This is a genomic window from Actinomyces vulturis (assembly GCF_001687305.1).
GTDB lineage: Bacteria > Actinomycetota > Actinomycetes > Actinomycetales > Actinomycetaceae > Actinomyces > Actinomyces vulturis.
On record NZ_KV700386.1, the window covers coordinates 234,920 to 252,296 of the forward strand.

Below are 17,377 nucleotides of genomic sequence, written 5' to 3' on the forward strand. Positions count from 1 at the left end.
ACTTAACCACCACCAGCAGAATGACAAGGTGTGGGGCCATCCGAGTAAACGGATGGCCCCACACCTTTGAGGTCAGAAGCGGTCAGTAATCACCGCGTAGGCTCAGTAGCCGCGAGAACCGCGTCCACCACGGCCGCCAAAACCATCGCGCTTGCCGCGGAATCCTCCGCGGTTGTCGTCGCGGTCAAACTTGCGATCGCCTCGGTCTGCGAAGTCGCGCTTGCCGCGGAAGCCGCCACGGTCGTTATCGCGGTTACCGCGGTAGCCGCCGCGGTTGTTGTCGCGGTCGAACTTGCGATCGCCTCGGTCTGCGAAGTCGCGCTTGCCGCGGAAGCCGCCACGGTCGTTATCGCGGTTACCGCGGTAGCCGCCGCGGTTGTCGTCGCGGTCGAACTTGCGATCGCCTCGGTCTGCGAAGTCGCGCTTGCCGCGGAAGCCGCCACGGTCGTTATCGCGGTTACCGCGGTAGCCTCCGCGGTTGTCGTCGCGGTCGAACTTGCGATCGCCTCGGTCTGCGAAGTCGCGCTTGCCACGGAAGCCGCCACGATCGTTATCGCGATCGCCACGGTAACCACCACGGTCGCCGTCACGATCAAACTTACGACCACCACGGTCGCCGTCGAAAGAACGACGGGGACGATCAGAACGATCGTTAGGACCAGACCAACCGTTACCGGGGCCCTCATCCTTACGGATACGCAACTCGCGACCTGCGAAAGTGGCGCGACCCATGCGCTCGAGAGTCTCGGCGTCGAGAGGAGTATGAATCTCGACCAAGGAGAAGGACTGGAGAATATCGATCTTGCCAATATCGGAACCGGAGATGCCGCCCTCGTTGGCGAGTGCGCCAACGATCGCGCCGGGCAGAACACGGTCGCGGTGACCGACCTCGACGCGGTAGGTGGTGCCGGAGCCCTCAGGCTGGCGGCGTCCACCACGCTGAGCGCCACGCTTTTCATCGCGCTGACGTGAAGGACGATCCTCACGGTCACGGCCACCCTCGAAAGTGGCGTGCATGAAGGTGCCTTCAGCATCGACGGTTTCTTCGCGGCGGGTGCGGGGCTTGCCCTCAGTGTTACGAGGACGGGGGCCGTCATCGCCCACGGCAAGAGCCAGCAGGGTAGCGGCGAGGTCTTCCACGTCAACGTTGAGTTCACTGCTGTGAGCCTCAACGAGTTCGCGGTACATGTCCAAGCGGCCACGCTCGAAACGAGCCTGAACCTTGGTCAGTAACTTGCCTGCGCGATGCTGGCTGACGTCGGCAGGAGTCGGAAGAGTAATTTCCTCGAGTTTGGTGCCGGTGAGTTTTTCAATCTGGCGGAGCTTGCCCTTTTCCTTGGGGGTAAGGAAGGTGACGGCTTCGCCACTACGACCTGCACGGCCGGTACGGCCAATACGGTGGACATAAGCTTCAGCTTCGCGGGGAACATCGAAGTTCACCACAAGACCAATACGGTCCACGTCAAGGCCACGAGCAGCAACGTCGGTTGCCACGAGCACGTCGAGGGTGCCGTTGCGCAGACGCTCCACGAGACGCTCACGTTCACGCTGAGGTACGTCACCACTAATAGCTGCGGCCTGAATTCCGCGACCAGCCAGTTCGATGGCCACATCTTCAGCAGTGGACTTGGTTCGCACGAACACGATCGCAGCATCAGCGCTGGTCACGGCCAGCACGCGGGAGACAGCACCCACCTTGTGCTTGAAAGGAACCACAGCGTAGGTCTGGTGCACGGTAGACACCGTGGAGGACTGGCGGGAGACCTCAACGCGAACGGGGTTGTTCAGGTGGTGAGCAGCCACGCGCTTGATGGCGGGAGGCATGGTGGCGCTGAACAGTGCGGTGCGGCGGTCTTCAGGCAGAGAGGAGGCGATGGTGTCCACGTCTTCGGCGAAGCCCATGCGGAGCATCTCGTCGGCTTCGTCGAGAACGAAGTAGCGCACGTCGTCGAGAACAAGAGCGCCCTTTTCGATGAGGTCGATGACGCGGCCGGGGGTGCCCACAACCACTTGAGCCCCATCCTCCAGCGCATGAATCTGGGGGCCGTAGGAGGAACCACCGTAGACGGCAACAACATCTAGACCACGGGAACGAGCAGCCATATCAGTGATGGCGTCAGCGCTCTGCAGAGCCAGTTCGCGGGTGGGGGCTAGGACCAGTGCCTGGACTGTCCCAAGATTCTGGTCTACGGCGTCAAGAAGGGGAAGGCCAAAAGCAGCGGTTTTACCAGTACCAGTCTGAGCTACACCAACCACGTCACGGCCGGAAAGAAGCATGGGGATAGCTTCGCGCTGAATGGGGGTAGGGGTCTTAAATCCCATGTCCGTGATGGCTTTGAGTAGGTCAGCGGGAAGACCGAGGTCAGCGAAAGTAACGTCTTCGGGGTTCTTTTCTGCAGCAGGTGCTTCGTCGGCACTGGAAGCAGAGGTTGCGGAACTAGCGGAATCGATGAAGCCGACGTTCAACGGATCAGAGTTCTCATCAAGTTCAATGCCGTCATCAAGGTCCTCATCATCGTCAATGTCAGGGTCAACCTCGGGAGGATTGTGGTCCTCATCATCGGGTTCATCGTCATGATCGATGTTTTCGGGATCCTCGGGATCGTCGATGAAATCATCAGGAGTTGAGGCATTGGAAGTGGAGTGCGCGTACTCATCAGCCATGTCGTGATCGGATGCAGAATCAGCGGATACGGCGCTAACTGCGGAGCCGCTAACCTCTGCAGCAAACAGATCATCGAGACTTAAAGGGGAAGAATCGGGCGTAGAAATGCCAGAGTCATGAATATTCAACTGTGGTGTCCCATCAGATGCAGCGGAACGTGGGGATAAGCCGTTCGCCTATCACTCTTGCCGCACCGTAACCCACCACACTCGCCCTACCGTCCTACCTGTGTTACTAGGCGGTCACTGGGCTTGACGCACAGACTCACTCAATTGCTTGCCAGCAAACTGACCAATTGATTCAGGTTCTATCAGGGGCGCGGATCGCTCCTTTACCCCCCTAACTTTACGGGGTGAGGATGACTATTGGAGGGCAGGACGGGGGAGAGTCTGGGTGAGTTCTCTCTCGTCAGATACTTCTAAGTCACCAAATTGTGATTAACGACGTCTATTTTTCTGCCAGGACGGAGTCGTCTTGCCGGGCAAGCAATCGGAAAATGACGATTGCTGTCAAAGTGGCACCCACGTTTAGAGGACAGAATATGGGGGATAACAATAGAGACGAAATTACTGAGCGGAGATAGAGGAATCGAGATGAATGAGCTTATCGCACGCATCAGTAAAGACACCGCTGACTCCCCAGTTAAACAACTCGTTAGCACGAGCCACACTGTTGACTGTCCAGACGTTCACTTCCAGGCCAGCGTTTACCAACTGCTGAACGTGGTGACGGGTAAGACCTGCGTTATCGGGATGAATATAGCGAGCGCCTACGAGTTCGCAGGTCGTTTTCCAATCCGGCCAGAGCGGGAACTTTTCATACAAACACGCTAGAGGAAGAGAAGAATCCATTGAATGCAAGCGGTGCAAGATGACGTGATTAAAACTCGAAACGATTAACTCACAGCCAGAATTTAAACGATCTAACTGTTCGCATACGGACTCCAAGAGACGATAGGTCATTTCAGCACCTGCCTCATTGGGCTTAATTTCGATATTGGCGTTCATTCCCGTGGTATTACACCAATCGATTACGCCTTCAAGAGTTGGCATGGGCGTGCCCGCAAATTCAGGGCCGAACCATGAACCAGCGTCAATGGACGGCAAATCTGCTGCGGTGAGGTCGTAATACAAGCCTGAGCGATTAGTGGTGCGATCGAGCAACGTATCGTGGCAAATAATTGCCGTACCATCGCCCAGAATATCGACATCAGTTTCAATCCATCGAGCCCCAACTTCATAAGCCGCCTGGAAAGCAGGCATGGTGTTTTCTGGAGCAACCGTATTGAGACCACGATGGGCAATGATGCGAGTGTGTTGGCTCATAGCAGTAGTTTTCCATGTTCAGGCTGGTAAGGGAATGGTCGGGGCATTGCTGAAAGGATTTTTCAAGCACGCGTCGTGATGGTGCTGCTTTGAACGTAACTTTTTCACTGCGTTGTTTTCAGGACAATTGCGAAGGTCGCAGAGAAAGATCCTCCACGCAGGCATCAAATCCCATATCCACCATTAACCGTAGTGCCTTGACCACACTGATTACATCCATATGCTCATCAGGGTTGTAATCGCGCTGCAGGTAATCGCGTTGAATTCGCTCCTGCATGGGAGTATTCACACGGCCGGGATAGAGCGTAGCTACACGAATTTTCCCTTGTTCTTCAAGACGTAAAGAATCAGCGAAAGCTCTCAGTGCATATTTCGATGCGCAATAAACGCTTTGCTCAGGCCAGGCATGGAGGCCTGCGCCTGAGTTAATGAAAATTGTTTGTCCGTGGCATGCACGCAGGAGAGGAAGAACAAGTTGAGTGAGATAAGCCGGAGCGATGACATTGAGATTAAGTGCGCTGCGCCACCGCTCCGGCGTAATTGTTTCGACATTATCCACGCGCCCGCCCACTTCGCAGCCGGCGCTATGAATGATTACGTCAAGATGATCGATAGTTGACGAGCCATGAATGTGAGCGAGAGTATCTAGACCTTTGTCGGTGAGTTGTGAGATAGCGTGTGCTACGGCGTCGTCATCTTGGAGGTCTACGCTCATCGTGACTACTGATGAACCTAACTGATCGAGACGCTTCTTATTACGCCCCCACGCAATCACTGTATGGGTGGTTGCTAGGTCCTGAGCGATTGCTTGACCAATGCCACTGGAGGCGCCAGTGATGAGAGCAAGTGGACGAGAAGGGGAGGGCATAGTAATCCTTCGGGCTCTATGGGGGCGGGAGGTGGGGATCAGGCTGGAACTTCATAAGTGGCTGTGAGAATAGCGCGGGCTAAGCAGTGGAAGGAGATGTGAGCTGCTGCTTCCGTTGCTGGGGTCTCATCATCAAGTTCAAGGCTTTCTACATCAAGTGCATGAACAGCAAAAACATAACGATGAGGGCCATCGCCTGCCGGTGGGTAAGGGCCAGACCATGCCCATTCGCGAGAATCATTACGCAGGTGGAAGGCAGGCCCTTCCAGGGTGAGATCGCTGGTGCCAGCACCCTGTTCCAGGCGTGTCATCGTTACGGGGATATCAAGGACTGTCCAGTGCCACCAACCAGAAGGCGTGGGGGCATCCGGATCAAAACACGAGACAACAAAAGACTGGGTTTCTTCTGGGAATCCGTTCCATTCCAAAGCGGGAGAGAGATTGTCATGAATCTGGGTGAAACGAGAATCCATAGGCTGACCGTCAGTGAGGTCAGGGGAGGTGAGGGTGAATGAGGGAACCTGGGGCATAAGGTCGTAGGGGAATGGGGCCTGGGGTCGAGTGATGTTCATGAGGGTTGTCTTCCTTGGTGTGCCTTTGGTGCGATGACTTGCTTCAGTCGTCGTGATGAACGAAAAAGAGTGAATGAGTAGGTGGGTGTGAAGCGATGTTGAGTTGATGTCGGCGGGTGGTCATACCATCATAGTCGAACATGTGTTCGAAAACTGATGTGGACCACCTCTTCTTCATCGAAAGGAGCGCCGTCATGGCTGCTGACATATACGAGCGTAACCAACGTTTGTATTCGGCGCGCCTAGCTTTAACTCATGCAGAGGAAAAAGCGGGACTTCAACAGGCTCACCAACGAGAAATTAGTGATTTTTTCCAGGAAAAAAATTTTTCTTTTGAATCCATTATTTTCACCTGGGCGCATGATGGGGGAGTTATCCAAATATCGCACTCCACCACAGTGATGCTGACCTGCGCGGGCATCCTTCAACGTGAAGGGCAATGGTGCATTATCGCTGGCTGGCCGGAAATTAACCTCGATGCGGCAGCTGAATGTGGGATCGATTTACATCGAACACTGGTGGTTGGTGAGGGGGAGGGAGTTTCCCCTCTTTCCATGATTAATACCTGTATCGATGGAGCGGCAATTGTCATCCTAGGACCGGGACTTGGGGCAATATTGCAGCCTTGTCAGCAGCGCTCACTTGTGGCTAAAGCACGTCAGCGGCACAGCATTGTGTTCACTTCTGATAAGTGGGTATCGGCACGTCGATGTACAGCACACTTAGAGTCTCTTGCTGACGGTCTGATAAAAGAGAGGCCTATTGATGGCTTGGCAGAAGGGGTCTTTATTGACTTCCTAGAGAATGACTGCCTAGGGAAAAAGGTTTTTGCTGATGGGGTGCTAGAAGAGGCTCCTATTAACAGTTTGCAGGAAGAAAACTTTGCTGATGGGGTGGAGAAATCCTGCCTCGTCTCTCGTGCTTTTGCAATGCCCGCCCAATCGGGCAGTATCATGCCCTACGGCTACATCCGCCAACTGACCTGGAATGTCGATTTTCTTTCTCCGCATCGCCCCGCAGCCGCGTGCATTCACGGAGAACAATGGGCAGAGGGAGCACTTAGTAAGCGTCCCTATCCTGGGAAATCGTCGCGATTCGAGGAGCAAAGGCTGCACCTACCTTCACGGGGTGGAGAATCCGCACCACATGCAGGAGGCGTTGAAGGTTTGCGGGGAGTCCCGAGGGGTGCAAAACACATCTCATCCGTAGGCTATGGAATTGACACTGAGCGCCATCTTGCTGCTGTTGATACCGATATACCGTTGAAGGCGGTGGGATGAGGAACTCACGCTACCTCTGCCTCTGGGTTCCTGATTGGCCCATCATTGCTACATGCATGAGTAGTGAAGATGACCCCTATCGAGAACCCATTGCCATTATTCGTGGCTCAAAAATTACCTACACCAATGTCCTGGCCCGCCAGGCAGGAATTCGCCAGGGAATGTCCTTACGTCATGCTCGCTCGCTATGCTCTTCACTTATTACCCACCGCCATCAACCAGAGCAGTGGGATGCTCTTTTTGATTCTGTTGCCCATAGCGTTGGCAGCGTTATTGCTGATCCCTGCATTGTGCGTCCAGGGATTGTTGTTGCCAGTGCTTATCGAGCACAACGCTGGCTAGGTAGTGAAGAAGAGGCTTGCGCTCTCATTACTGACGCAGTTGCTGATGATATTGGGGTGGAATCCCTAGCGGGTGCTGGGCAAGGAATCCTCACCAGTATCGTGGCCGCTCGCGAAGGAAATGTTATTCCTCAGCGGCAGACGCAATCTTTTCTGTGCAAACAAGCACTGAGCAGCATCCTTTTGGCTCTTCCTGATGGCCGTGCACGCCACGACATGGAACAGGTCATTAGCCTCTGCCATAGCATCGGCCTTCGTACGCTAGGAGATATTGTCGGACTGGGAAAACGTGCCATAGTAAGCCGCTTTGGTCATGGAGGCCTCATCTTGTGGGGATATGCCACGGGAGAAGAACACCTTGCTATGCGTCCCACCGCGCAGCCGGACAACCTCACTCATAACGAAGAATGTGATCCACCAATTACTCATGCTGAGCACGCCCTCTTCGTTATCAAAAAAGCTGCTGATGCCCTATGCAACCAGATGGAACGTGGTTCTTACACTTGCGATCGTCTAATCATCACCTTCCGCACACACCACAACCGCACACTTGAACGTTCATGGATGGTGGGAGGAACTCCGCGGCCCACTCACGTTACAGACCGAGCGCGCTGGCAAATCGATTCTTGGTTAGCACGTCTTCGCGCAGCAGCGCAGGCAGGTGATAGAGAAGAACATGGGCTCATCACTCATATCGCCATTACAGCAACAGGGCTATCCCCGGCACGCAATGGCAGGCAGGCCCTCTGGGGGTACAACACCAATACTGACGATGATCGTCTTTACCGAGCAGCAGAACGCCTACGAACCCTGCCTGGTAACTACAGTGTCTCTACTCCTTATCCAACGGGAAGTCGCCGCTATGAGACACGAATACTCCTCCAGCCCTGGGACAGTTCTTCCCAGAAATCGTCTTTAGTCTCGTCATCGCTCGCATCTTCATCTACCTCTCCACTGTCATTGTCACCTTCATTTACGCAGCATGGGGGAGAAGCACAAACGGGTGGACGCGAAGAACTGTGGTGGGGAGCTTTACCGTCGCCAGCGCCAAGTCTTCTTGTGCAAAGCACTATGCCCATCGGTGTCTACGCACTCAATGATGAGGATCTCACAATCTCTGCTCGCGGAGTCCTGAACGCTGAACCTGCGTATATTCACCTAGGCGGAGAGGGTCTTACTCGCTACCCTATGCTTCACCGTGGTAGCCATCGCATCGATGCCTACGCAGGCCCTTGGCTGGTGGGAGACGGGTGGTGGAAAAACGACCCTCCGAGTGCCTACCTCCATGTGGTCTGCCCAGGAATTCCGCCCCTTTTACTGATGCGCCAACAAGGATGGACACTCATCGGAATCTACGACTAACCCCTCGTTGTCACGGTGAGGAAGGGAATAAGACAAACGCTAACAATTACTTCCAGCACAGTCCTTGACGATGTAATACATCAAGAATCTCGGACTGCTCAGAGGCTCCTAGGCCTAGCAGAGTGCTGATACGGTGAGAAAAGGAGGTCAATGGTGTCGAGGGATCACGCAGATCATAATAGTGCGTCACCGAATCGTTGTAGTCGCGAAATGCTTCGCTCTCCTGGTCAATCGGATCATAAGAATCCGTCATTACCGTCACGGCAGAAGGGAGACGCGGCTTGAACTGAGGCTCCTGATCAGGGTAGCCCACGAGCATGCCGACTAATGGGAAGGTCAACTCCGGTAAATGGAGAATCTCGATCATACGTGCAGGATCAGAAACAATTGAACCCAGATATACGGTCCCTAGCCCAAGAGACTCTGCAGCCACACACACGCTCTGCGCACTAATGAGGGCATCTTCGCAGCCTTGAAGGAATAGGTTCGTTCGATGAAGCGAAGTAATACTTGCCCCATTGCGGCGGCGAATTTGTGCGTTGCGGTAGAGATCAACAACAAAAATCAATAACTCACCACGATCACCACCCACATATGGTTGGCCGCTGACAGCAGCCACCTCTTGGCGAACCTGAGCATCGCGCACATGAATCATGCTCATCTGCTGCAGGTATGCACTCGTTGCACTGTGGCGTGCCACATCGAACAGCGTGTCCATAATGTCATCAGTGACACGTTCAGAACTAAAGGCGCGGATGCTGCGATGTGCCATCAGTATGTCGATAGTCGAATTACGAACTTCAGTAAAGGGAGGTTCTTTGTGCATCACTTCGCCTCTCTGTGGAGTATGTAACACCTCAGGTTCTACTGTAGTGCCCCACCATGCTGATTGCTGTAACCCACATGCCGAGCCAGGCACATCCAAGAAGCCAACCACCCAACACGTCGCTGGGCCAGTGATAACCCAAGACCACCCGACTGACTCCCACCAATGCGATAACAAGTCCAAGAACAAACTGAGCAGCCAGGGCTATTCGACGCGGTGACTGGCGGCTGTGAACCTCAGAAAACTTACCTGCTCGCCACATACCAATAAGAAGAATGCATAGACCGCCAGTTGCCATTGTGGCCGCACTATGACCTGAGGGCCACGAAGCCCAGCGAGCAGGATCGCCGAATAGATCCGCAATTGGAGGACGTGAACGATCAATAAACGCTTTGATCCACCGAATACTTAGGCCACACCCACTCATAGTGAGAAAAGAAAAGAAGGCGAGTGAACGGCGTCGTCTAAGAAGAAGAACGATGATGATGAGGGAATCGAGAATCCAGATTGTTTGCGTCGAGCCCACCACGGTGATCAGTGAGAAAAAATGTGTCACACCAGCGCTTCGATAGGTGACTACCCAATCATGAATGTGTGAATCCACGGTGCTGAGAAAGCCTGCCCTACCAGTAGCCAGCCCAGCCCCCATGAGGACAAGAAACACCAGGCACAGCACAATGTTCATCGTGGCGACGGAGAAGTGGTGTATTGGCAATCTCATGGGAGTGATTATGGACTACCCAGCGTTCGTAGGCCGGTAAGATGTGGGAAGCAACCCACCCCTCATAGAATGAATAGGTCTGACACGTGGCCAAACTATATTTCCGCTACGGCGCAATGAATTCCGGTAAAACTACCGGACTGCTCCAGACCGCATACAACTATGAGGAACGGGGTCAGCGTGTTTTGCTCATTAAAGCTAGCGTGGATACTAAGGGCAATGATCGTGTGGTCTCTCGCCTTGGGGTGGAACGCCGCGTCGACCTTCTCGTTAGCCCGGACGACGATGTGCGTGCACTTGTTCACTCCACAATTCGTGGAATGGGGGTCGAGAAAATTGACTGCGTGCTGGTTGATGAAGCTCAATTTCTCACTCCGCGGCAGGTGGACCAGTTGCTTGAGTTGGTCCTGTGCGATGACCTTCCCGTTTTAGCTTATGGCATCCGAACAGACTTTAGAACAGAAAGTTTCCCCGGCTCTAAACGATTGCTTGAAGTGGCCCACTCCTTAGAAGAACTCAAAACAATTTGCCGGTGTGGACGAAAAGCAATTTTCAACGCTCGTAAGATTGATGACCACTTCGTCTTCGAAGGTGGACAGGTCGCCATTGACGGTCAGGATGTTACCTATGAGTCCCTGTGCGGTAAGTGCTATCTAGGCGCCGGAGGAATACTTCCGTACTGATTTACTCTCTCGTATGTTTAAGCAGTGCTTGTTTGTGTTTGTCTTGGGCCAGTAGTTTTTCTGCTCAGAGGCAAGCATTAGGTGTTGTGCTACTCACGGGATGTGTCAATGGGGGAGAGATGCATTGTGGCGGATGAATAATCGTCGAAAACCACCCCTATAATCGAACATGTGTTCGAAAGATTTTCAGGCTACGCAGAACTTCATGCTCACTCATGCTACTCCTTTGCTGATGGCGTCAATGAGCCAGAAGAACTCGTTTACGCTGCCCAAACCCATCAACTTAGCGCATTAGGCCTTATTGATCATGATGGCTTTCCCGGCGTCATGCGCTTCGCTAGTGCTGCACGGGAGCATCACATGCCCACCATGGTGGGCACAGAACTCACCACACCATACGGTGCCCACATCCCTCTGCTCACACGTAACCTCCAAGGATACAAAGATGCTTGCCGGATGATTTCCCAACGTAACCTCGAAGCCGGCAAACGTATAGAACAACACTATTCAGTAAGTGATCTAGCCCAGTACAACCACGGTAATTGGATGTTCCTTACTGGCACCCGCAATGGACCACTACGCCGAGCACTCTGCTCAGAACATTCCACCTCACCCCATCGATGGGATATGGCCAAGGCACAACAGTGTCTCGACGAACTCATGGATCTCTGGGGGAGAGACAACCTCATTGTTGAACTCACCCTTGATGGCACAGCAATGGATGTTCCAATCACTACGGCGCTCGCGGATCTGGCGAAGAAGAATAGCCTTCCTCTTGTGGCAACAGGAGCGGTACGCTGCGCTACTCCGGCTTCTGCTCATCTTGTTGATGTGGCTGCCGCTTTGCGTCATGGATGTACCGTTGAAGAACTCCGCGCTAGCACACCTGCTTATGGATCATGGATTCGCTCCACGCAGGAAATGATTCGTCTCTACCGCCACTGCCCTCAATCTGTTGAAGTAACACGAGAATGGGCGCAAGAACTGTCCTGGGATATTTCCCTCCTTCATCCGGGACTTCCTCTTCCTGATGTTCCAGAGGGAATGACTATTGAGAACTATCTCAGAGAACTGACCTATCAAGGTGCCCAACGCTATTACGGTACGCGCCAAGAACACCCGCGAGCTTGGCAAACCATTGACCATGAACTCGAGGTCATCGAAAGTCTTGGATTTAGTGGTTACTTTCTTATCGTTTATGACATTGTGCAGTTCTGTCATCAGCAAGGAATTTTTTGTCAAGGACGAGGATCTGCGGCTAACTCGGCGGTCTGCTACGCACTGTCTATTACTGCCGTTGATGCAGTGCGTCATCAGATGCTGTTTGAACGATTTCTCTCCTCCGGTCGTACTGGACCTCCTGATATTGACCTCGACATTGAATCGAAGCGTCGCGAAGAAGTCATCACCTACGTTTATGAGCGTTACGGCCGCGAATGCGCCGCCCAAGTTGGAACCTTCATCACTTACGGTCCACGATCCGCATTACGCGATGCGGGACGCGCTCTGGGCTACAGCACTGGAGTACAAGACAGTTGGATCCGTCAGATGGATCGCAGTTTTCGCCAGGCCTTACGCCATGGTGACAACGGCCCCGTTCCTTCTGTGGTTGCAGATATTGCTCGCCAACTTCTGGATCGGCCGCGCCATAGTGGTGTCCACTCAGGAGGAATGGTCCTGTGTGCTGAACCCGTGACACAGATTGTTCCCGTGCATTGGGCCGCAATGAAAGGCCGCAGTGTTGTTCAGTGGGACAAAGAGGATTGCGCTGAAGCAGGGTTGGTGAAATTTGATCTCTTGGGATTAGGGATGTTGACCGTTCTTCGCCTGGCTATGGAATCTCTTTCATATCGTGGAATCCAACCACCTACTCGCCCTGGAGAACGCCCATTATTACAGGAAATAAATGGGGATGGTGGCCACACAGTTAAGGAACATGATCATGTGAGTGAGGAACACGAAGCCCACTTAGACACCAGTGTGCCTTTAGTGGAGGAAGTAGTAGCCGCTCGCTTTATCAAAGAATGGAAACTTCAAGACCTTCCCCATGATGATCCTGAGGTCTACGGTTTACTGTGTGCTGCGGACACTGTAGGGATCTTTCAAGTGGAATCACGCGCACAAATGGCCACCCTTCCGCGTCTCAAACCTCAGTGCTTCTATGACATCGTCATTGAAGTAGCCATTATTCGTCCCGGCCCCATTCAAGGTAACGCTGTTCACCCTTATATCCGTCGCCGTATGGGGAAAGAAAAAGTTACGTATCTTCATGAAAAAGTTAGACCCTCAGTAGAAAAAACATTGGGTGTAGCGCTTTTTCAAGAACAACTTATGAACATTGCGATCGAAGCAGCATCCTTCACTCCTCGCGAAGCAGATGAATTACGTAGCGCAATGACTTCAAAACGTTCCCAGCGACGTATGGCGCGAATTAAAGATCGCTTTTACCAGGGAATGAGAAGCAATGATGTTGATGAACCCACTATTGAGACGGTGTGGACCAATATCGAAAGTTTTGCTCTTTACGGATTTCCTGAGTCACATGCTTTCTCTTTTGCTTATCTCGTCTATACCTCAGCCTGGCTTAAAGTGCATCACCCGGAAGATTTTTATGCCGCCTTGCTCAGCGCACAACCGATGGGTTTTTGGTCTCCGGCTACCATTGTCTACGACGCTCAACGTCATGGTGTTCGTGTTGCTCCCATCGATATTAATTTTTCTCAGGTGACCGCTCATGTACGCCAATGCAGCGATAGCGACCATAGGGTCGCTGTGATTGAAGGCGATCAGTTTCAAGAACTTCCATGTTCTGATGATGCTGTTTTTACTCTCCATGTTCATTCAGAGTATGAAGTTCGCCTAGGTCTGGCTTCTGTTCAAGGAATCAGCGTGGATAAAGCAGAAGAAATCATTTGTGAACGCGGCAATAACGGCCCTTTTACTAGCGCAGAAAACCTTGTTGACCGTGTTTCCCTTACCCGTCAAGAAATTGAGGCATTAGCTCATAGTGGAGCCTTGGAATCTTGTGATGGACCACGAAGGAAAAGCCTCTGGAACGCCCAGCATTTAGCAGCAAGAAAAGATCATCCAAACGGTACTCGTTGCTTGCCAGGGCTAGAGATTGATAACAACACGCCTTCACTTCCTTTGATGAGCAACGATGAGCAACGAGTGGCTGATATCCGCTTCAGTGGAGTGACCGTTCGTGGACACGTTATGGGCGCCTACCGAGAGGCACTGTCCGCTCAAGGAATCGTCTCAACCAATGAAGTAGATCAACACGCACAGCAGCGAATCCGTGTAGCCGGGGTCATTACTCACCGTCAACGCCCTCACACTAAAACCGGCATGATTTTTTTGAACCTCGAAGATGAACACGGCCTGTTAAATGTCATGTGCCCGGCACCTGTATGGGCTCGCTATAAAACTGTCGGCCTCACCTGTGAAGCAATCATTGTGAGAGGAATGGCTCAAAAAGAAGGCGCTGTGGTAGCAGTGATGGCAGAAGTCTTAGAACCTTTGGTGCCTAGGGGAATGATTCAAGGGCGCAACTGGTGCTGAGAGATCACGTAGTCGTGCCCCGGAGTGATGCTGAGTGTCTTTTGAGAATGTAACTGGAGGAAAAGAATTGGCCGTGTCTGTCGTGGAGCAGTGGTAGTCACAAGGGTCACCGACAAGATGACGTATTGATGAACCATGCCGACATATGCACCTAGGATTTAGTTGTCTAGCGCAACAACTTCCTCGTCTTCAGATAACGGTGGCTGTGTAGCGGATAGATCTTCCTCGTCATTTTCATTCTCATCGGAACGTTCATAACTAGGAAGTTCGCCCTGAAGGGGAGCATCTTTTTCGTGAAGTTCGGAGTAAACAGACCACGTTACTCCAACGATTGGAACGGCAATCACTGCCCCTAAGAGTCCTGCAGCGAAGGTGCCAATAGCTACGGCAATACCGACCACAGCAGGATGGAGACTTACCTGGCGGCCCATGATCAGCGGTTGAAGGATATGACCCTCGATTTGACCAATGCCGGCAACACCTAAGCACACCACAATCATGGTCACCACACCCCCAGTGGCTAGCCCAACCATCATGGCTACCAGCATGGCCAAGGGGGCACCCACCATGGGGATGAAAGCGCCGATAAAAACAAGCACGCCAAGTGGGGCAGCAAGCGGCACATGAATGATCTGCAGGAAGATCCCTGCCAACATACCGTCGGTTAATGCAACAATGACTGTTCCGCGAGCGTAGGCGGAGAAGGTGTACCAGCCGGCGCCAGCAGCACGGTGAACAGACTGACGTAGGTGTGCCGGAAGTTCATTGAGGAACCAGCGCCACATATCGCTGCCAGAAGCGAGGAAAAAGATTGTCGTGAATAAAGCCAAAGCAAGCACGGTGAAAATAACCACCACGGTACCGGCATTGTTGAGGACTTCACCAGCGAGGGTAGGGGCGTTAGTGCGTAGGTACTGTTGGCCTTTGATTGTTAGTTCGTCAATCTGCTGAGATAACTGAGCTTGCGTAAGGTGAATGGGTAAGGGGCCATTTTCAACAAAATCGACAATGGTGTTGACACCTGTCGAGAACTGTTCAGCTAGGTCGTTCCATTGTGTACGTACTGAATCTACAACGTAGTAAATCAGAGCACCGACTACGGCAACAGCGGTTAAGAGCGCTAAGAATGTGGCAGGGTAACGGGGCATGATTTTGGCATAGAAGTTCACCACTGGTAGCAAAATAGCGGTGAAAACGAAAGCCAAGAACACTCCGATGAATACGGGGATTACCTTGGAAGTGGCGAATACGACGCATGCAATGATGATGAGTATGCCGAGGAGTAGCCATGCGCCTAGGCCCGCACGAATAAGCCAAGCGGGAAGTAAACTAGCTACCGATTCGCGTTCGGGTTCATTGTGAGGAACTGGAGTAAAAACCACCTGATCATCGTCATCAGGGGAGTAACGCCGTTCCGTGCGTTCAGTCCATGCGGCTTTCAGCGAGGACCAGCGGTTTCGAGTCTTATCTCGAGCGGTGGTAGGTGTCAACGTGTTCATGCGTGAAGATCGATTCCCAAAAGAATGCCGAGGTCCCGCGGGGTGGGGGCTAAGTAGGTTGCGTCTTGCAACTCTATGTCGTCACCGTATCCCCACAACACACCGATGCTGGAGATTTCACAGGTGTGTGCTCCAGAGACATCATGGTGGCGGTCGCCGATATGTGCAACACGGGAGGTATCGGCGCCAGCGTTTTCAAGTGCTTGAATAGCACGCTTGATGACACCAGACTTTTCTGCTCCACCTGGCTGTTCTATAGCACCGGATATAACAGTGAAGTACTTAGCTAGACCGATATGCTCGAGGACTTTTTGAGCCATTGGCTGAGATTTGCTTGTCGCCAGTGCTTGGGGGACGCCGTGGTGATGGAGTTGTTTAATGATGGAGGAAACTCCGCTGTAGAGCTCAACTTCATACATACGTGGCACGTAGTAGGAGCGATATCGAATGATCGCTTCGTCAATCTTCTCGGGGGAGAGATGGGCGAATTGGCTGAAGCCTTCGCTCAGAGGCGGACCCACAAAGCGCATCAGTTCAGAGGTGCTTTGTTCTTCAACACCGAAGTCCTTCAATGTAGCGGCCATGCAGTCAATGATGACGGGCGCGGAATCGGTGATGGTTCCGTCGAGGTCCCATAAGACCGCGGTGGGTGCGGGCGAGATTGTTGTGATTTCTTGTCCGGCGTGAAGAAGCGACATGTCTTAAGACTACCGTCAAGAGTCCTGCGTGATTAACTCTGCCCTTATACGGTAGAGGCATGGATATTCGCCTCCCGGACTTTTCCCATCTTGATTTGTCAGTTCTTCGTCCCGGTATTGCTTTGCCGAAAACAGCAGTGCTGAGTCCCGGGTGTGGTGGGCAGATGCGTGTGTTGATCGATGCGCCCGCTGCGAGCGGTGAAATTTATTTATTTGGTGCCACGGTGACAAGTTGGCGCCCTCAAGGTGGTAAGGAAGTGATCTTCACGTCTCGACAAGCTGTGTTTAATGGTCACACGCCGATTCGTGGTGGTATTCCGCTTTGTTTGCCTTGGTTTGGTCGTGGAGTAGACGGCGAGCACGCTCCGTCTCATGGGTGGGCACGTTCGCAGATGTGGACTTTGCGGAGCGTTAGTGCCACCTCTGAAGGCGGTGTACGCGTTGTTCTCGAACTGGAGCATGACAGCCTTGTTGTGCTTTATGAGGCAGACTTTGGTAGCAAACTGACGACGTCGTTAAGCATTCGTAACACTGCGGGTGAAACTGTTTTGTGTGAAGCGGCGATGCACACCTATCTTCGCGTTCATGACATCACTGCGGTGGAGATTTCCGGTATTGGCAATGCGCCGTATATCGATGGTCCTACGGGGGATCGGGGGACTTTAGGGCCTTTGCCTCTACGTTTTACCGGTAGTTATGACCGCATTATTGATACTGATGGCCCTATTGAAGTAAGCGATCCCGGCTTTGAGCGAACTATTGTGGTTAGTAAGTGTCAAGCACCTCAAAGCATTATTTGGAATCCTTGGAGCACTCTTGCTCAGGGATTAGCCGATATGGCTGACGACGAATTTGCTTCCATGGTGTGTGTCGAAAGTGCTCGCGTTCGTCATGATGCTGTGAAGTTGGCGCAGGGTGAGTCGATGTCATTGAGTCAAACACTAAGCATTCGCTGATGTGAGGTGATGCACAGTGG

Annotated in this window: 13 protein-coding genes; 5 read left to right on the plus strand and 8 right to left on the minus strand. The window is 52.8% G+C overall.

Annotation, left to right across the window (positions count from 1 at the left end; translation table 11 throughout):
• Positions 1-102: 102 nt before the first annotated feature.
• The 4 genes from A9753_RS04305 to A9753_RS04320 all read right to left on the minus strand — a co-directional run bounded on the left by A9753_RS04305 (position 103) and on the right by A9753_RS04320 (position 5,430).
• Positions 103-2,664 (minus strand): DEAD/DEAH box helicase, encoded by a 2,562-nt coding sequence (locus tag A9753_RS04305; RefSeq protein ID WP_083090319.1) that lies wholly within the window; start codon positions 2,662-2,664, stop codon positions 103-105.
• 567 nt (positions 2,665-3,231) lie between these two features.
• Positions 3,232-3,990, minus strand: coding sequence for a glycerophosphoryl diester phosphodiesterase (locus tag A9753_RS04310; protein ID WP_067780840.1), 759 nt, complete (start codon positions 3,988-3,990; stop codon positions 3,232-3,234).
• 118 nt (positions 3,991-4,108) lie between these two features.
• On the minus strand, positions 4,109-4,858 hold the full coding sequence (locus tag A9753_RS04315) for an SDR family oxidoreductase (RefSeq protein ID WP_067780843.1): 750 nt from the start codon (positions 4,856-4,858) through the stop codon (positions 4,109-4,111).
• 38 nt (positions 4,859-4,896) lie between these two features.
• On the minus strand, positions 4,897-5,430 hold the full coding sequence (locus A9753_RS04320; protein ID WP_067780846.1) for a YbhB/YbcL family Raf kinase inhibitor-like protein: 534 nt from the start codon (positions 5,428-5,430) through the stop codon (positions 4,897-4,899).
• 194 nt (positions 5,431-5,624) lie between these two features.
• Here A9753_RS04320 and A9753_RS04325 point away from each other — a divergent pair, with 194 nt between their 5' ends.
• A complete protein-coding gene (locus tag A9753_RS04325) occupies positions 5,625-6,710 on the plus strand; it encodes a hypothetical protein (RefSeq protein WP_067780849.1) in 1,086 nt (361 codons plus the stop codon).
• A complete protein-coding gene (locus A9753_RS04330) occupies positions 6,707-8,413 on the plus strand; it encodes a Y-family DNA polymerase (protein WP_067780852.1) in 1,707 nt (568 codons plus the stop codon). Before A9753_RS04325 ends, A9753_RS04330 begins: the two co-directional genes overlap by 4 nt.
• Before the next feature lie 46 nt (positions 8,414-8,459).
• Here the strand turns inward: A9753_RS04330 and A9753_RS04335 are convergent, their stop codons facing one another.
• Together A9753_RS04335 and A9753_RS04340 are read right to left on the minus strand one after the other, a co-directional pair.
• Positions 8,460-9,239: a nitroreductase family protein gene (locus A9753_RS04335; protein ID WP_067780854.1), complete on the minus strand. Its 780-nt coding sequence runs from the start codon at positions 9,237-9,239 to the stop codon at positions 8,460-8,462.
• Between the two features lie 31 nt (positions 9,240-9,270).
• Positions 9,271-9,960, minus strand: a complete 690-nt coding sequence (locus A9753_RS04340) for a phosphatase PAP2 family protein (RefSeq protein WP_083090297.1) — start codon at positions 9,958-9,960, stop codon at positions 9,271-9,273.
• Between the two features lie 86 nt (positions 9,961-10,046).
• Here A9753_RS04340 and A9753_RS04345 point away from each other — a divergent pair, with 86 nt between their 5' ends.
• Positions 10,047-10,643, plus strand: a complete 597-nt coding sequence (locus tag A9753_RS04345) for a thymidine kinase (RefSeq protein ID WP_067780860.1) — start codon at positions 10,047-10,049, stop codon at positions 10,641-10,643.
• A gap of 171 nt (positions 10,644-10,814) precedes the next feature.
• A complete protein-coding gene (gene dnaE / locus A9753_RS04350) occupies positions 10,815-14,204 on the plus strand; it encodes a DNA polymerase III subunit alpha (RefSeq protein WP_176702724.1) in 3,390 nt (1,129 codons plus the stop codon).
• 158 nt (positions 14,205-14,362) lie between these two features.
• Here dnaE and A9753_RS04355 read toward each other — a convergent pair whose 3' ends face one another.
• Positions 14,363-15,703, minus strand: coding sequence for an AI-2E family transporter (locus A9753_RS04355; RefSeq protein ID WP_083090298.1), 1,341 nt, complete (start codon positions 15,701-15,703; stop codon positions 14,363-14,365).
• Positions 15,700-16,401, minus strand: coding sequence for an HAD hydrolase-like protein (locus tag A9753_RS04360; RefSeq protein ID WP_083090299.1), 702 nt, complete (start codon positions 16,399-16,401; stop codon positions 15,700-15,702). The genes A9753_RS04355 and A9753_RS04360 overlap by 4 nt, the downstream gene beginning before the upstream one ends.
• Positions 16,402-16,460: 59 nt before the next feature.
• On the opposite strand from A9753_RS04360, the gene A9753_RS04365 reads away from it, so the two are divergent.
• Positions 16,461-17,357 carry a D-hexose-6-phosphate mutarotase gene (locus A9753_RS04365; protein WP_083090300.1) on the plus strand — a complete coding sequence of 299 codons (897 nt, stop codon included), beginning with the start codon at positions 16,461-16,463 and terminating at the stop codon, positions 17,355-17,357.
• Positions 17,358-17,377 lie beyond the last annotated feature (20 nt).

Bases quoted from the DNA above. Each gene is read 5' to 3' on its own strand.
- A9753_RS04305 (WP_083090319.1), bottom strand. From the start codon at position 2,664: ATGGCTGATGAGTACGCGCACTCCACTTCCAATGCCTCAACTCCTGAT.
- A9753_RS04310 (WP_067780840.1), bottom strand. From the start codon at position 3,990: ATGAGCCAACACACTCGCATCATTGCCCATCGTGGTCTCAATACGGTT.
- A9753_RS04315 (WP_067780843.1), bottom strand. From the start codon at position 4,858: ATGCCCTCCCCTTCTCGTCCACTTGCTCTCATCACTGGCGCCTCCAGT.
- A9753_RS04320 (WP_067780846.1), bottom strand. From the start codon at position 5,430: ATGAACATCACTCGACCCCAGGCCCCATTCCCCTACGACCTTATGCCC.
- A9753_RS04325 (WP_067780849.1), top strand. From the start codon at position 5,625: ATGGCTGCTGACATATACGAGCGTAACCAACGTTTGTATTCGGCGCGC.
- A9753_RS04330 (WP_067780852.1), top strand. From the start codon at position 6,707: ATGAGGAACTCACGCTACCTCTGCCTCTGGGTTCCTGATTGGCCCATC.
- A9753_RS04335 (WP_067780854.1), bottom strand. From the start codon at position 9,239: ATGCACAAAGAACCTCCCTTTACTGAAGTTCGTAATTCGACTATCGAC.
- A9753_RS04340 (WP_083090297.1), bottom strand. From the start codon at position 9,960: ATGAGATTGCCAATACACCACTTCTCCGTCGCCACGATGAACATTGTG.
- A9753_RS04355 (WP_083090298.1), bottom strand. From the start codon at position 15,703: ATGAACACGTTGACACCTACCACCGCTCGAGATAAGACTCGAAACCGC.
- A9753_RS04360 (WP_083090299.1), bottom strand. From the start codon at position 16,401: ATGTCGCTTCTTCACGCCGGACAAGAAATCACAACAATCTCGCCCGCA.
- A9753_RS04365 (WP_083090300.1), top strand. From the start codon at position 16,461: ATGGATATTCGCCTCCCGGACTTTTCCCATCTTGATTTGTCAGTTCTT.